This is a genomic window from Paenibacillus sp. FSL K6-3182 (assembly GCF_037976325.1).
Classification (GTDB): Bacteria; Bacillota; Bacilli; order Paenibacillales; family Paenibacillaceae; genus Pristimantibacillus.
The window spans coordinates 5,413,250-5,428,643 of record NZ_CP150265.1; the positions used below are offsets into that span (position 1 = coordinate 5,413,250).

A 15,394-nucleotide genomic window follows, 5' to 3' on the forward strand; every position below is an offset into this window, starting at 1 on the left:
GCCCCTTTTTTATCAAGAGAACTCCGCCTTTATGTAGATGTAAGGGGGAGTTCTCATTTTGCCTGTCTTTGTATGAAGGTTAATAATCAGTTAAGCTCCGAGAGGGCTTTCTTCATTTCCCCGTCCCAGAAAGTGTAAACCTTGTCAATCCCCATCTTCTCAAGTTCCTTGATGATCTTCGCTTTGTGACCGACGAAGTCATCCGCAAGAATGAGCTTGATGACCTCCTGGTTCAGATAATTGACGATACGGTCCGAAATCAGCTTAATCTCATCTGGCTCACTGGGCGGCAGCAACGGAGTAAGTTCTGCCACGCGTGTTTTGCCGTACTCTTGGCCCTTGGGCGGTATCTTGTTCGGAAATTCTGCATTGTAGTACGAAGTGATTTCCTTTTTCAGCGCATTTTCGGGCTTTTCCAGTTGGATCTTCATGTAGGTTTGACTATTTCTGAAATCAAGTGGATTCTTAGTGCCAGGGATGAACCCCGTTATATCTAGTCCGGATTGGTTCGCATATTTCCGATATCCGAACTTCAAGGCATTTTCGGCGTCTTTCTCGTTCTCGAAATAAGTATCTGTATACTTATACTCACCGTTCTCGATTACCCAATCCTGTCCTTCGATCCCATTAATAATCGTAAGCACGCCTTCAACAGAATATAAGTAGTTGATCAATTCCATTGCTCTTTCTGGATTTTTCGAGTCTTTGCTGATTGCATACACAAAGTTTTGTCCTTTGTTTGCCGTATTGTAATAATAGTTTTCTCCACTCATAGGAATTGGGTTGTCTGCGGTCCAACCTTTGTCATAGATCTTCTTGGATTGGAAATAGGCGTTTGATCCGCCAATCACCCAGTTAATATAGGTGGCAAGTACCTGTCCAGTATTATATTTCTGAACAGCCTGATCATACTTTTGAGTCCAACTGTCCGGATCAATGAGCCCCGCTTTGTTGGCCTTATTCCAGAAATCAAGATCAGTCCAGAATCCCGAGTTTTCATTCGTGTATTTGTTGAAGTATTCGAAGGACTCCCTGTCGATTTGAAGAATATTCGTCAGTCCGCCTATCACCTCTGCTCCTTGACGTCTTACGTTCCAGTGATCGGCCAGTATTCCGTAGCCCCAGTCCAACCATAATGAGAACCCATGGTAAGGCTTTCCGTCTTCATTTTTAGGATGAAGCTTTTTCATCTCTGAGACAACCTTGATATAATCATCGGGTGTTTCGATTGCTGGGTAACCGAGCTCTTTGTAATAATCCCATCTTACATAGGGACCCGCCCAGATCGTTTCAGGCAATACTGGGCCGTCAGTGCTAATTTCGGAGCCAAGGAATTTCAATTGCCCATCTCCAAACATATCTTTATAATAAGAAATCGTTTCAGGACTGATGTTCTTTTTGATGTCTTGTCCATATTTTTCAAGAAGTGGTTCCATATCAATAACTAGGCTTTTCATTTGATCAAAGTTCTTCTTGGGAATAACCATAATATCTTTCAGATCGTTAGTGGCGAGAATGGCTGCCAGCTTCTCATCGGATGGCTGGGTTTCCATATCGAGTTCAATATTAAACTTTTCTTCGATATGCTTCATAATCGGATCGTCCTGACGTCCTGTCGGGGAACTGGCCCACAATTCTGCTGCCCAGAATGACAAGCCTATCTTTTCCCTCGGGTTTTCTTGAGCGACTGTCTCTCCTTGATTAGTTGGCGCTTGTTCACCTGCGTTCTTGTTTTTCTGCTCGCGATTGTTACTTGTGCACGCAGTGTTAAACGCGAGTGCAGCAATGAGGATCACAGTTGACAATTTTCCCATTCGCCTCTTCATACCCATACCCCCTGATATTTTTAAAATAATGCTTATTGTAACCTGCAAGCAGGGCAATAACGAAAGTTATCCTTTTACCGATCCAAGCATAATGCCCTTTACAATAAACTTTTGCATAAACGGGTATACAAGTATGATCGGAAATACCGTTACCATAGTGATTGTGGTCTTGATCGAAAACGAATCAAGTTGCTTGTTGCTCGCAACATTTTCCAGATTGATATTACCCTGCATTGCTGCTCTGGCAAGAGACTCCGCCTGCTGCAGGTAGTTGTAAAGCATGAGCTGTAACGTTTGAAGATTCGGATTGGATACAAGGAAAAAATTGTCCTGCCAGGCATTCCATTGGCTCACCGCATTAAACACCGCTACAGCTGCGATTACCGGCAGACAAACCGGTGCTGTAATCCTCCACAAAATCGTAAAGTATCCAGCTCCATCGACTAGGGCCGACTCCTCAAGCGCAGTCGATATCGATTCCATGTACGTCTTGATCAAAATAACTGCGAAGGGTGAAATCATTCCAGGCAGTACATAGAGCCAAAAGGTATTGTTTAACGCTAAGGTTTTCATGATAACGAACCAGGGTATGAGACCGGCGTTAAAGAAAAGCGTAATCACAGTAGCTCTATATATCCACTTTCTACCTGGAAGAACATTCTTAGTTACCACAAATGCCAACATTATGGAGAAGAACAACATCAAAGCAGTTCCAACGATTGTTCTTGCGGCAGAGATACCGAAAGCCATCAGGATTCCGTCCAACTTTAGAACACTTTTGAAATTATCTAGATGGAATCCGATTGGAAAGTAAAGCACCTCTCCCATAGCTACAGCGTGCGCATCACTCACAGAGGCAATAAAGATATAATAGAAGGGATAGATACACAAGAGAGTAAAAAGCAAGAAAACTGTTGTATTGATAATTTGAAATGTATAATCTCTCTTCTTCATCGTTTTTCCTCCTTGTTAAAATATCGACTGGTTTCTTAATTTCTTCGAAATATAGTTGGCACTTAACAGCAAAATAATACTGATAACTGTCTTGGCCATTCCGATTGCCGTAGACATCGGATAATTGTTGAGTGTGATGCCAAGCCTATAAACATACACATCCAGCACCTGAATCTTAGATTGGGTAAGCCCATTCTGAAACAGAAAGTATTGTTCAAATCCCGTATTTAGCAGCCCGCCGATATTCAACAACAACAGTGTGATGAAAGTGGGAATCAGACCGGGCATAGTGATATGCCACATCCGCGTGAATCGACCCGCCCCATCCACCGAAGCTGCATCGTATTGTTCCTGATCGATCCCTGCAATTGCAGCAATATAGATGATGGCTCCGAAGCCCAGCGATTTCCATATCGAGATGGCTGTTTGAAAATACCAGACAATGTCGGAGTTTGCTAGAGGGTTAAGCGGTTCAGAGATCCAACCCAGATTGAGCAATACTTTATTAAGAATGCCATCCCCTGGGGCAAATATAGCGTAAGCAAACGAGAAGACCAGAATCCAACTGATAAAATTGGGAAATGTGCTTATCGTCTGAATAAGCTTCCGTAGTCTGCTATTCGTCATCTCCATAAGGAAGATGGCGAATATTACAGCAATCGGCGTAGATAAAAGACTGAGAAAACTAAGAACAAGAGTATTGCGCAGCACGTTGGACAACTCAGGGTCGTCAAACGCGAACACAAACCACTTAAAGCCCACAAACTCGGTACCTAACAATTTGAGTCCTGGTTTGTAATCGAAGAATGCCATGGCCCAACCCGCCAATGGGAGATAAGAAAATACGATCAAGATAATAACGCAAGGAATTGCCATTAGCAGTAGGGTTATTTTCCCTGAATCCATCCTCTTATTCCTTTTGGCAATGTACACTTTCTGTTTATTGACCTGCAAGTTGTTTGTTGACATCTAAGTACCCCTAATCTATGATATGTTTGATTTCTGAAATCCTATAGGTTCATAGTAATACGATCTCATAATGGAATGCTATTCTTAGAATTTTAGGAATTTGCAATAATTATGAATTCTTTCCTGGAGGTTAACCAAACGATGATCTCACTGTATTCCAGGTTTATTAAACGAAAATTTTTCAATCGACTTCTTATCATATACACGGCGATCATTATCCTTACGGTCATTCTATTCAGCATGTCCGTCATTCACAGTCTGAAGCGGTCGGCTGAACAAGACGGTCTTCACAAGGTAAAAGAAAGCGCTTCCATAGCAATGAACTATATGGAAGAAAAATCCGAATCTGTAACTTTACTGACAAGACAGATTTATCTTAATCCAGTACAACACCAAAGTATGATGGACTTTCTTTCCAGAAAAATTACCAATTACAACGAAGTTGATTATATGGGAGCATCTGTGATCAATAACTACCTTAATGCAGTTGCATCCCTGGATAACGATATCTTTGATGCCGTACTGTATAAGAAGATCAGCGAAGACCTCATGTTTACTTCTAATTATTTGATCTTGAACAGCCAGAGTTTCATTGCGAACAACACATCCTCTTTCAGGAAAATGGACGATGCTTTTTATGGTCTCTCAATTACTCCCTCATATCTTCAAGATTATGCAAGTTCAAAGCAATTGCGAGTTTTTTCTATTTCATCGAACATCCGCGCACCCTTTGCCCTTTCCGATGAAGATAAGACTTCATTGTACAACCGAAGCATCGCCATCCTGACCGTAAACTATAACGCAGAACGAATTGTCCGCCATTTCGACAAAATTGTTAGCGGTAAGTTTTCACCTGAAATTATTGTGTTAAGTCAAAACGGTGACGTGATTTTGGACACTACCGGCGAGTATTACGGAAAGACATACTCTCATTTCCGACAAGACAGTCCGACACCGATTACCCATTTGGAGCAAGCCAGTCTCGTCAGTTCCTTTTATAATGAGAAACTAGGCTATTATGTCGTAGCTATACTGCCGCGCTCTCAAATTATGGTTTCTATCCAGTCCTCCATAAACACGGTTGTACTTATCGCTGCAGTGTGTGCGGCGTTTGCCTTATGTTTCGGTATAGTCAGTATTCGGTTATTCTCAAGAAGGGTTAATCTCATCAATAAAGCAATCCAGAAAGTACAGATGGGCAATTTGAATTACCAGATTCCTGTCAGCAAGAATCAGGATGAGATCAACAGCATTGCGGTTAATTTCAATCATATGTGCAATATGCTCAAGGATTATATCAATAAGATCTACATTTCTGATTTATTGCAGAAGGACGCCCAGATCCATGCGCTTCAAGCCCAAATCAATCCCCACTTTCTTTACAACACACTGGAAGTAATCCGAATGGAAGCATTGTCTTATGGAGATGAGAGTACAGGGCATATGATTGAGCTTCTTGCCCAACTATTCAGAAATAGCATCAAAGGAGAGTTGGTCGTTACGATCAAAGACGAGTTGGAATTCTGCAACAGCTATCTCGAACTGTACCATGTCAGGTATAGTAATAACCTGGTATTCGATTTCCGAATCGATGAAAGCATTCATCGATTCGGTATTCCCAAGCATCTTTTGCAACCGATCATTGAGAATGCTTTGATTCATGCTGTAGATCATTCAAGACCCGAAAACCATATAACGATCCATGGTTACAGACAAGAACAGCAGATTGTGATTGAAATATCGGATGATGGGCAGGGGATGAATGACTCAACGAGGGATCAAATCAGAGAACAACTCAGTATCACTAGTGAAATAAACCACAATAAAATTGGTCTTTCCAATGTTCATAGGCGTATTCAATTATTATTCGGTAAGGAATACGGCGTGGATATTGACAGCAAATCCGATAGGGGCACTACCGTACGTATATGTATTCCAACAAAAAGCCGAGAGGAGATGTTGAGTGATGTACAAAGTTTTGCTGGTTGATGACGAGCCGAAAATTATTCAAGGATTGCAGCGTTTGATTGATTGGGAAGACTTCGGCATGGAGGTAGTCGGTACAGTCCAATCCGCAGCGGAAGCGATGGCGATCATGGAAGGCGAAACGGTTCACGTCCTGATTACTGATATAAAAATGCCTAATGTGGATGGACTTCAATTGATCCAATGGACAAAGTCCTTCAATCGGCTAATCAAATGTGTCATTCTTAGTGGTCATGCCGACTTCCCATTGGTGAAAGAAGCAGCTGTGCTCGGAATTGAGAATTACTTGCTCAAACCGGTAAATCGGGAAGAATTGTCCGACACACTTATTGGTATATACTGGAAAATAGAAAGTTATTTATCTGAACAAACACAGTTGAGAAGCGATGCAGTCATTCTGAGAAATAATATTATCAACCGTTGGCTAGTGAATCGAATCGGACGCCAGGAACTTGAGCAAAGAGCCGATTTGCTAAACATCAAATTTGATTCTCCTTATATCATCGTCAGCTTAATAAAGATCTTATATAGAGATTCCGATACTGATCATGACAGGGATTTGATTCAATATGCCGCCGAGAATATTTGCTCAGAGCTTGCAACGTGGGCTGTTACAGTCTGTGATCCATATGGACATATCGTAAGTATATTTCCTAGCGAGTCTGAAGACAAAATCCTGCAAATCCAGAATGTTTTAAAGGACTGCTCTGAATCCATTACAGCCTATCTTAAACGTGATGTGTTTATCACGATCGGGACCCGTGAAAGGGAGCTGCCCGACGTCCATCTCAGTTATAAACGTGCTCTGCATTTAATGGATTATAGCCTTGTAATGCCAATGAATTCAATTATGGATGACTCGGAGCAGTCTCCCCTGAAAAGCATCATTCCAATCAACATCGATTATAATCAGCTACAGTCTTGTTTGATCAACGGGAATGGTGCCGGAGTATTGACCTTTATTGAGGAAACTTTATCCGAACTATCCAGTGTAGGAGGTGTTTCGCCTTCGCTCGTACAGAATGTCACTATTGAAATTGCCCACCACTTGCTTAGCTATACCCATAAAATAGACCCTGATCATGCGTTTCAGATGAAAAATCAGGGAAGTCTTGTAGCAGAGTTGCAGCAACAACAAAACATGGATGAACTAAGGATATGGCTTAGTTCGCTAGCACAGACAACTTTTCAGATTGCTCATCTGAGAGACGATGATATGAATCCGATCATCAAGCGCATACTGGACTATGTTGACCGTCATTATATGGAAAACATTTCACTCAAAACCATTTCCAACGCTTTTAATGTGAATGCGGCGTATATGGGACAACAATTCATAAAGGCCATGAATGATACTTTCTCCAACTATTTAAACATCAAACGTATCGAGAAAGCCAAGGAATTGATTATGACAACCGATTTGCATCTGCAGGAAATTGCGATCCGAGTCGGTTATCATAACCAAAGTTACTTTAACAATATGTTCAAGAAACATACCGGTGGTTACCCTACGAAATACAAAATAACTGCAAGAGCCCTTTATTCCTAGCTACTTACGTATTTTTACATGTATACAGATTGATGACGATTTTTTGTAGACAACTCGTCTATATTTTTCCTGTATTGTACCTATTGGAATAAACTATGCGCTTGGATGTTTGAAAAACAGGATAATACTAGCGTGATGCGGGGCTATTCGATAAAATAGCGGCTTTAAATACTTCGCGTGGAAAAATTTTAAAATAATCGAATAAAAAAAGACAGATTGTTAACTTATTAATATTAATTAGATAAGAAAACTAATATCGAAATGGTGCAAAAGGACAGCGAGTGCTTGGAGTGGAATATCCCTTCCTCCTCTTATGATGACTTGTGGAATCTGGACCCGGATCGCACCGCTGCCGCCGCATCAGCCGCTCAATCGCAGGCCGCTGACACCAAACGTTTTCCGCCACGGCCAGAAAAAGATCTCATCTGGTTCATTGAGGAGTACTGCCCTAAGATAAATCGTGGGAGAAAATTCGCGATCAATCTTTTGTGTAAACTCATATAGTGCTTCCCCGGCAATTTTTGACTACTGTTATAGACTTCAGTAATCCAGTTATCATTAGAACCTTTTAACGAAAATAGCCCCTAGAACGATGTATAAGTTCTAAGAGCTATTCATTGTACACAAAATGGCTTACCTGATAGGCTGATTTAACCTACCAAAATCATTTACCCAATCAATCCGCTGCGCTCTACGCTTTCTACGAAATAGCGCTGTGCAAACATATACAAAAGTACGATCGGTGCAATAAACAGCAGCTCGCCCGCGTTTTTAACCATATAGGCATAGAGTGGGTCCGTCATAGAGAAGGAAGCCCACATGACAGGCAACTTGGTCGATAATACATCTGTTGATGTCAGGAATAGAGAGACGAAATAATTGTCATTCCACTGCCACACGAACGAGAATAGGACAACTGTAACGATCGATGGAATGGCATTAGGCAGCATGATGCGGTAAAACGATTGAAAAACGGTACATCCATCAATGTAAGAAACCTCCTCCAGCTCCATAGGAATGCCTCGGAAAAACTGGAGAAAAATGAAGATAAACAAACCGCTCTTTATTCCCATACCGGTAGCAGATTGAAGAATAAATGGCCAATAGCTGTCTAGAAGATTAATCCCCTTCTGTCCGGTGAACAACTGGATAAGACCGAATACATCGAAGTAACGATAATTGAGATAAGTTGTAATCATAATCGTTTGCACAGGCACGATAATAGTAAAGATAACGCCCCCGAATAAAATCTTACTCCCTTTAAAGCGCAATCGTGCAAATCCAAATGCCGCCAGAGAACAGGAAATCACTTGCAGGAGAGTCGAAACTCCCGCAATCGTAAATGAGCTCATGAATGTCTTCGGATAGCGGAGCGCCTCAAAGGCAATTTTTAGCGTATCCAATGTGAAGTTTTTCGGGATCCAAAGTACGGTCGTATCATACAAATCCACACGATCCTTAAACGACACCGATAGTTTGAAAAACAGCGGATATAAAATCACAAAGCAAAAACCGATCACGAGTATCGTTCGAACAGTCACCCAGCTCCAATGCTTACTCCAATTAAGCAGGCTGAATCGCCTTGCACGTTCTCTCCAAGCTGTTGCGCTTGAACGGATGGCCAGCTTCACTGTATTCCCCCCTTTGCCTGTTAATCGTAATAAAATACTTTGCGTGAAACGAGTGTCATGGTCACAAGTAGAATGACGGATACGATAAGAAAGTACACCCACGCCATCGCTGCGCTGAGGCTGAAATTAAGTGTTTGAAACGCCGTATCGGTTATCATCTGGCTTAATGCGTTTGTACTATAGGAGTCAATAACGGTATACACGATATTCGTCAGTAAAATAGGGCTAAGCATCGGGAAAGTAATTTTCCAGAACGCTTCGTAGCCGGTCGTCCCCTCAATTTTCGCTGCTTCATACAAAGATGGTGAGATCGATTGGAGCGCTGCAAGGAATATCAGTATCTGCACACCAGATGAGCTGATAATTTCATAAATCCGATCCACTGATCCTGTAATGTAGCTAATAATCCCATTACCTACACCCGCCTCAACCAGCATTCGCTGAAGCTCAAAGCTAGTAAAAGCAAAGCCTCCATCCTCACTTGAAGAACCCGTAATCGTTGAGGCAATGGATGCCATCTCTGAGCTGTTCTCCAGTGATAGCACGGGTGCTGCAAGAAGTACCGGAAGAAAGAATACGGCTCGCGCAAATATCCTTCCTCTAAATTTCTGATTAATCAAAGTTGCGACAAATAAACTAAATATCGTAATAGACGGCACATTAATCAAAATATCAGAAATTGCCTCAATCAGCGTTCGATTAAACGTTGGATGCGACATAAATAGCTGCTTATAAAATAAAAATCCTTCATATTTGGTATCGAAGCCGCCCTTACCAAGAGTTAGCGTATTTAAGCTATACAGAAAAGACTTATACAATGGAATGCTAAACAAGAAAACAAAGCCTAGAAACCAAGGAGTTACGAAAAGAATGCCTAGTCTAGACTTTTTCTGCTGCAGCGTCGGACTTTTACGCTTCATCATCATCCACCGCCGATCACGCGGTAGCCCTGAGCTTCAATAGAAATATCGTCTACTGTTACCGCTGATTTATTGTAGTTCACTATTATTTTTTTGCCTTGTTCAAACGTTGTTTCGAATACTTCATCAGCTAACTTGCGGTGGCCCTTAATCGTCTGATCCTGCACATCTCTTAAGATGGCATTGGATTCGTTATATAGTTGAACGGCCTCCTCAAACCAATCTCCATAATGCGGAGAATATAAGCTGTTCAGCTTCGTATCACGAATCATAGTAGGCTGTGCGTAAAACCATTGATAAAATACATTGGATCCTGTCTCCAGCGTTTTTAGCAAGGCGGTTCTCTGATCTTGATCACGGCCGAGGTTTATAGGCGTTCCGGCATAGTCCACATATCCGTGCAAAACCATAGAGTAGAATGGCACATCTTCGTCAGCAATATTAAATTCACTGCTCGTGAGCGGAGCATTTACGATCGTCTTCGCATACGGCAATGTGTAAGCATTCCCTCCGCTAAGCATGATTTTCCCGGTTTCTCCTTTAATCTTCTGCAGATTTTCACCTATAATCCCTATGGCTTCCTGTCGGTTAACGGTTTCATGAGAGGTAACATCACTGTTTAAATCCTCTCCCAAATCACGTAAGGAAACGCCATCGGAGTCAAATGATTCATAGTTCTTCAGAAACTTATCTACCACGCCCGTCAATTTACGAGGTGAGAGCAAATAGTAAAGCATATCTGAAGGATTGGTTGTTACAATATCATCATCAAAGCTTTTAGCAGATTTACGATTAAGGAAGCGCGTGGCATCTTTTGATGCTTGAAAGCCCTTGCCATTATCATAAACTCTCTGAAAAGCAACGTCCGGATATACCTCGATATTGTTTTCCTCTGCATAATTTAATAATTTTTCAAACATCTTTTTTCCACCAAGAATAGAATCCGGCTTGATCGATGATGGCAGCCTGTGCTGAACGCCCTTGTTAAACCAGCCTGAATATTTGAGCTGGATTTGGGATATGTCACGTTGCTGCAAAGACTCCAGTATTTCTATCGCCTGTGAATAGGTGGTTACCGCTTCGGTAGATGGATAAGGAATACCTAGAAAGTTTTTACGAACAGGAATCGAGCCGATTAACTCCAGAACGAATGGCGTGTCGCCCCCGCTTTTTTGCCGAGTCAAGCCATCGTGCTTAATCAGATAGTCCCTGTAGTAATTAGCCATTCCCGTATAATCAGCAGAAGAGTCTTCTAAAAAAGCATAGCGAATTTGAAGGCCACTATCATACATCTCCGAATATTTAGGGACCTGCTTGGTAACCGAGCCCGTTCTAAACACAACTGGTTCCATGTCTTTCATTTTGAAAGTGGCACCTACCCGGTTATAGCTATTCAGCTTGCCGCTCGTATCCGCCGTTATTGTTGCCTGGGCATCACCCTGTTCAATAATGGCAAACATCGCGTGATTCTCCTGTTTCATTCCAAAAACAGGAAATCTAGAAACCTGTGTATATTGAACCTCAGTTCTCGAATTTTGCAGCGGTGTCTGATCGATGCCATACAGCGGAACCTCATAGGCACGTGCTGCATGGTTGTTATTGTTCAAATAAATGAGTGCTCCTGATCCATCCGGCACAAACATATAACCTTCAGCCTCATGATCAGTAGCTCCGAAAAATGGAAGTAATTGCATCGTATGAAGGGGGAATGCGTCCGAATCCATTACCTCGTCCGTTGCAATTCGTGCAATGAGATTCTCACCCTCAAGCTGGTAGATAAGCGGGATAGTAAATCGAGGTGCTACATTTTCTGCCTGATCCCCACTCTCCACCATCTGGTTATCCTCTTGTGCATCTTCAGCCGTATAGCCGATGGACTCAAGAACCGCCACGACGTCCTTTACGACATAATCCTGCATTTTTTTGCGCTCATACTGCTGCTTCTCCTCGTTGTAGAAAAAACGAGTACGAAGCTTATTTCTAACTGCTTCATCCGCAATTTTATTCAAGATTCGTTCTTCAAACCGTTCTTTGCCAACAGCTTTCGGGATAGAACTTAGACCCTTCTCTGAGCTTCCGATTTCGTAAGTGATTTTGACGCCGTTATCAACGAGAGCAATCTCAAACTGATTTTTCTTAATGCTCTCTTCTTCATTATTCATAAAGGACTCATGCCCTTTGTCATTGAAATACGAAATAATCAGCTGTGAGGCTAGATTGGTTTTATTAATTGCCGTTGCAATCGTATCTTTGGCATGATCAATGGGATTGGTCGACCATACTTGCCCGTTGCGTTTCTCCCTCACACTGACCTCAGTCGTCTTCTTATCGATAAATAGCTGCAAATACTCATTCTCAGCAATCATACCCATTCCATCGGGAAGCGCGCTCATTTCGGAAGCGATAGTCACTTCGTGGTTATCTTTCTTCACTTTCTGACTCTCGTTCGCAGCCTCCATCTCGCTCCTGAATATGGTTTCGTATAGGCATGATGCTGCAATAAGACAGCATAGCATCATCAATATCGTCCGTTTCTTTCCCTTATTCATTTACGCACCTCCTCACGCTCTTGCCCTGATTTCTGAATAGATTGAAAGTATGAAAGTGGTCATCTGCTGCAGTAAGCTAAAACACAGGATGCATAGAAAAACAATAAAAACCATGACTACAACGGTGAGGAATAAAGTCAGTAGTGTTTTGAAAATAGAGTATTGGTGAATGGTCATCATACCCACGAACAACAACCACAAAAACCAGCAAATAGCTGCAGACTCAATCAAATAATAAAAAGGGGCTTCTTCATGCGTAATCATATTACTGAATACGACTTGCGGCAGGTACAAAATAATGAACGGCAGCAGCGAATAACCAACAGCCGTAATAATCTCAAGAAACTTTCCTTCACCGTCCATTAATGTTGTCAGTGACCAGTTAGCCACACAAAACAAAATAAATGGCAGCACAATATAGATGAGCTCATCCACGCTGTTAAGTGTACTTAGCTTATTGAAATTAACAACAAAGCCCGAGTATTGCCGCTTCAAAATCATCGTCACGACAAGTAACAACAGAATAATCAGCGCAATTTTCACTCGACCCTTCTGTTCATACTTCATCTCCCAGAATCCGTTAAAAGGTCTCATCATTGTATAGAAAGGCGCTTTTACAATATTGGTTTCAACAAAGTAGAGCTTCGGCTTTCTTTTGACCCAATAGATACGGATCGCAACGAAGAGCGCGGCAGCGGAGAGTAGAACCGTCATAATGGTACCGAAATGATCCCAAACATATTGCTTGCGGTATTGTTTGAAAGCTTCTGAATAATACTTCCTGTTATTTCCGTTTTTGAAATAATTCATGGCCATCTTGTTCTCGTTTTTCTTGAGAAACGCTTTGCCCATACTAATATAAGCGATATCGAAATTAGCGTTTAACTGAAGCACCTTATTCCATGAATCAGCAGCTTCATCCACCTTGCCCGCATAATGGGCTTTTACAGCTTGCCGGATTAGTTTGCCATAGCGAGTCGGCGCAAAAATCGTCATCCGGTTCATCTCATTATCCAGAACTGCTATTCGCTCTCCGAGCATTGAAAGGGCAACCGGTTTTTGAAAGTTATTAGCCTGTGTGCCTATTCCCCCAAATTGATAGAGCAGGTTGCCATCGCGGTCATAGGTAAAGATGCGGTTGCGAGTGGAGTCTAAGCCGCTATACATGCCGCTTTCATCGGATACTACATCAATGAATCTAGAGCTTCCTCTATTTTTTTGGTCACTCACTACACTCTTTGTGGTGTCAAGACGAATAACCGAAATGTCTCCCATCGGAGGGAAATAGCCTTCACGGCGCAATATGTCCTCCCCACTTGGATTAAACCTCTTAATTGGTGTATTGGAATTAGCCTCCGAAGATACGGCATAGATTAGGCCACGATCATCGACATCCAAATTACTGAATTCAATTGGCAGGAATAACTCCATTTTCCCTACTTGCTCCTTGGTCGATAAACGTTTCCATAGCAAGTCGGTTGGATTAAATCTCACCTTGTTCGTGCCGATATAACCTTTAAAACCACCTGAAGCGTCAAGCTCCATAATTCCCTCAAAGGCACCTTGCGCAATCACGTAAATCCGATCAAACTTATCAACGAACAGCTTGAAGGGGAAATATTGAAACCCTTCCGGAATTATGCTGGACTCAGGAGCTCCGAACAATTGAATGAGAGTTCCATCATTGCTGAGCTTAACGATCCGATTGTTGTACGTATCCGCAACGTAAATATTTTGTGAAGCATCGACAAATACGCCATAAGGCTTGTTGAAGGTTTCCTTCTTGCCGTTATTGTCAAAACCGTCTATCGTACGAATAAGTTTGCCATTCTCATCTAAGCTGACGATACGATTATTACCTGTGTCTGCGATATAAATCCGATGATCCTTGGCAACAAATAAATCCTGCGGAACATTAAAATGGCCGATACCAAGCTCCGATCCATCCACATGCTTCTCGGCCAGATAAGGATACGGCGCAGGCTCCGCCTCTTCCCAGTAGGAATAGTTGTATCCGTGATCAGGCAGAGCATAAGCCGGAACAGCGAAGCCGGTAATGAAGCACATAAGGATAAGAAATGATGCAATGCCCCTTATGGACGCCAATTGCGTTCCCCCTTTCTCTTTTATTCTTTCAGGCCTGATGTCGACATTGTCTGAATCACGCTGCTTTGCGTCACGATAAAGATCGTGACCGGCACAAGCATCATAATAAGCGCAGCGGCAGCCATCGGTCCTGAACGAGCAAATCCTCCGGACAAAATTTGGCTAAAGGCATAATCCATCGTTTTTAACTGTTCACTAAACACATAGGAAGCGCCCTGGCCTCCGCTGCCTGTTCCCCATAAGCCTTTAAAGGAGAAAATAATAAGCGTTAGCCACGCTGGCTTAACCATTGGCATGACTATGGTCCAAAAGATCCGGTACTCGCTCGCACCATCAATTTTCGCGGCTTCGATTATAGCATCAGGGATTTGCTCCATAAATTGCTTCATTAGAAACAAACCCAGCGAAGTTGCTAGTGCCGGGAAAATCAGTGCCCAATAAGAGTCAAGCAAACCCAGCCACGTAATCGTTAAATAGTTGGGAATGGAAGTTACCTGTGAAGCAAACATCAGCGATAGAATAACAATCCCGAATAGGATATTGCCGCCTGGAAGCTTCAGCTTCGCTAACGGATACGCTGCCATGGAAGCTAAAATGACGTGCCCGACCGTACCGGTTAATGCAACAAAGACCGTATTAAACACATAACGAGAAAGCGGTACCCATGAATCAGAAAAAATAAGTAACAAATCATAAAAGTTATCTACTGTTGGAGAGCGTACAATAAATGTGGGAGGAAACAGGAACATCTCATCCAAAGGCTTTAACGCAGTGCTAATCATGAAAACGAAAGGCACTGCCATGAATGCTCCTGCTCCTAGCAATATTAGAAATAGAGCTATATCAACAGGAAGGGAACGATTGAGTTTCTTCTCTCGACGCAGACGAAAGCTTATATTCATGC

General features: G+C 42.2%; 10 protein-coding genes. 2 read left to right on the top strand and 8 right to left on the bottom strand.

The window, feature by feature from the left end; translation table 11 throughout:
* Positions 1-86 precede the first annotated feature (86 nt).
* The 3 genes from MHH56_RS23965 to MHH56_RS23975 all read right to left on the bottom strand — a co-directional run bounded on the left by MHH56_RS23965 (position 87) and on the right by MHH56_RS23975 (position 3,656).
* Positions 87-1,826 carry an extracellular solute-binding protein gene (locus MHH56_RS23965; RefSeq protein WP_339204170.1) on the bottom strand — a complete coding sequence of 580 codons (1,740 nt, stop codon included), beginning with the start codon at positions 1,824-1,826 and terminating at the stop codon, positions 87-89.
* Between the two features lie 66 nt (positions 1,827-1,892).
* On the bottom strand, positions 1,893-2,780 hold the full coding sequence (locus tag MHH56_RS23970) for a carbohydrate ABC transporter permease (protein WP_339204171.1): 888 nt from the start codon (positions 2,778-2,780) through the stop codon (positions 1,893-1,895).
* Positions 2,781-2,795: 15 nt separating this feature from the next.
* Positions 2,796-3,656, bottom strand: a complete 861-nt coding sequence (locus MHH56_RS23975; protein ID WP_339204172.1) for an ABC transporter permease subunit — start codon at positions 3,654-3,656, stop codon at positions 2,796-2,798.
* Positions 3,657-3,989: 333 nt separating this feature from the next.
* Between MHH56_RS23975 and MHH56_RS23980 the strand changes: the two genes are divergently transcribed.
* Together MHH56_RS23980 and MHH56_RS23985 are read left to right on the top strand one after the other, a co-directional pair.
* A complete protein-coding gene (locus tag MHH56_RS23980) occupies positions 3,990-5,738 on the top strand; it encodes a sensor histidine kinase (RefSeq protein WP_339204173.1) in 1,749 nt (582 codons plus the stop codon).
* The gene (locus MHH56_RS23985; RefSeq protein WP_339204174.1) at positions 5,716-7,284 is read left to right on the top strand and encodes a response regulator; all 1,569 of its coding nucleotides are present in this window, start codon (positions 5,716-5,718) and stop codon (positions 7,282-7,284) included. The genes MHH56_RS23980 and MHH56_RS23985 overlap by 23 nt, the downstream gene beginning before the upstream one ends.
* Positions 7,285-7,952: 668 nt before the next feature.
* Here MHH56_RS23985 and MHH56_RS23990 read toward each other — a convergent pair.
* Genes MHH56_RS23990 through MHH56_RS24010 form a run of 5 tightly spaced genes read right to left on the bottom strand, consistent with a single transcriptional unit; the run spans position 7,953 to position 15,392 of the window.
* Positions 7,953-8,915 carry a carbohydrate ABC transporter permease gene (locus tag MHH56_RS23990; protein ID WP_339204175.1) on the bottom strand — a complete coding sequence of 321 codons (963 nt, stop codon included), beginning with the start codon at positions 8,913-8,915 and terminating at the stop codon, positions 7,953-7,955.
* 20 nt (positions 8,916-8,935) lie between these two features.
* Entirely contained in the window at positions 8,936-9,841 is a 906-nt protein-coding gene (locus MHH56_RS23995) for a sugar ABC transporter permease (RefSeq protein WP_339204176.1), read from the bottom strand.
* Positions 9,838-12,384 carry a DUF5696 domain-containing protein gene (locus MHH56_RS24000; protein ID WP_339204177.1) on the bottom strand — a complete coding sequence of 849 codons (2,547 nt, stop codon included), beginning with the start codon at positions 12,382-12,384 and terminating at the stop codon, positions 9,838-9,840. Before MHH56_RS24000 ends, MHH56_RS23995 begins: the two co-directional genes overlap by 4 nt.
* A 12-nt stretch (positions 12,385-12,396) precedes the next feature.
* Entirely contained in the window at positions 12,397-14,490 is a 2,094-nt protein-coding gene (locus MHH56_RS24005) for a YIP1 family protein (RefSeq protein WP_339204178.1), read from the bottom strand.
* 20 nt (positions 14,491-14,510) lie between these two features.
* Entirely contained in the window at positions 14,511-15,392 is an 882-nt protein-coding gene (locus MHH56_RS24010; protein ID WP_076271716.1) for a carbohydrate ABC transporter permease, read from the bottom strand.
* Positions 15,393-15,394 lie beyond the last annotated feature (2 nt).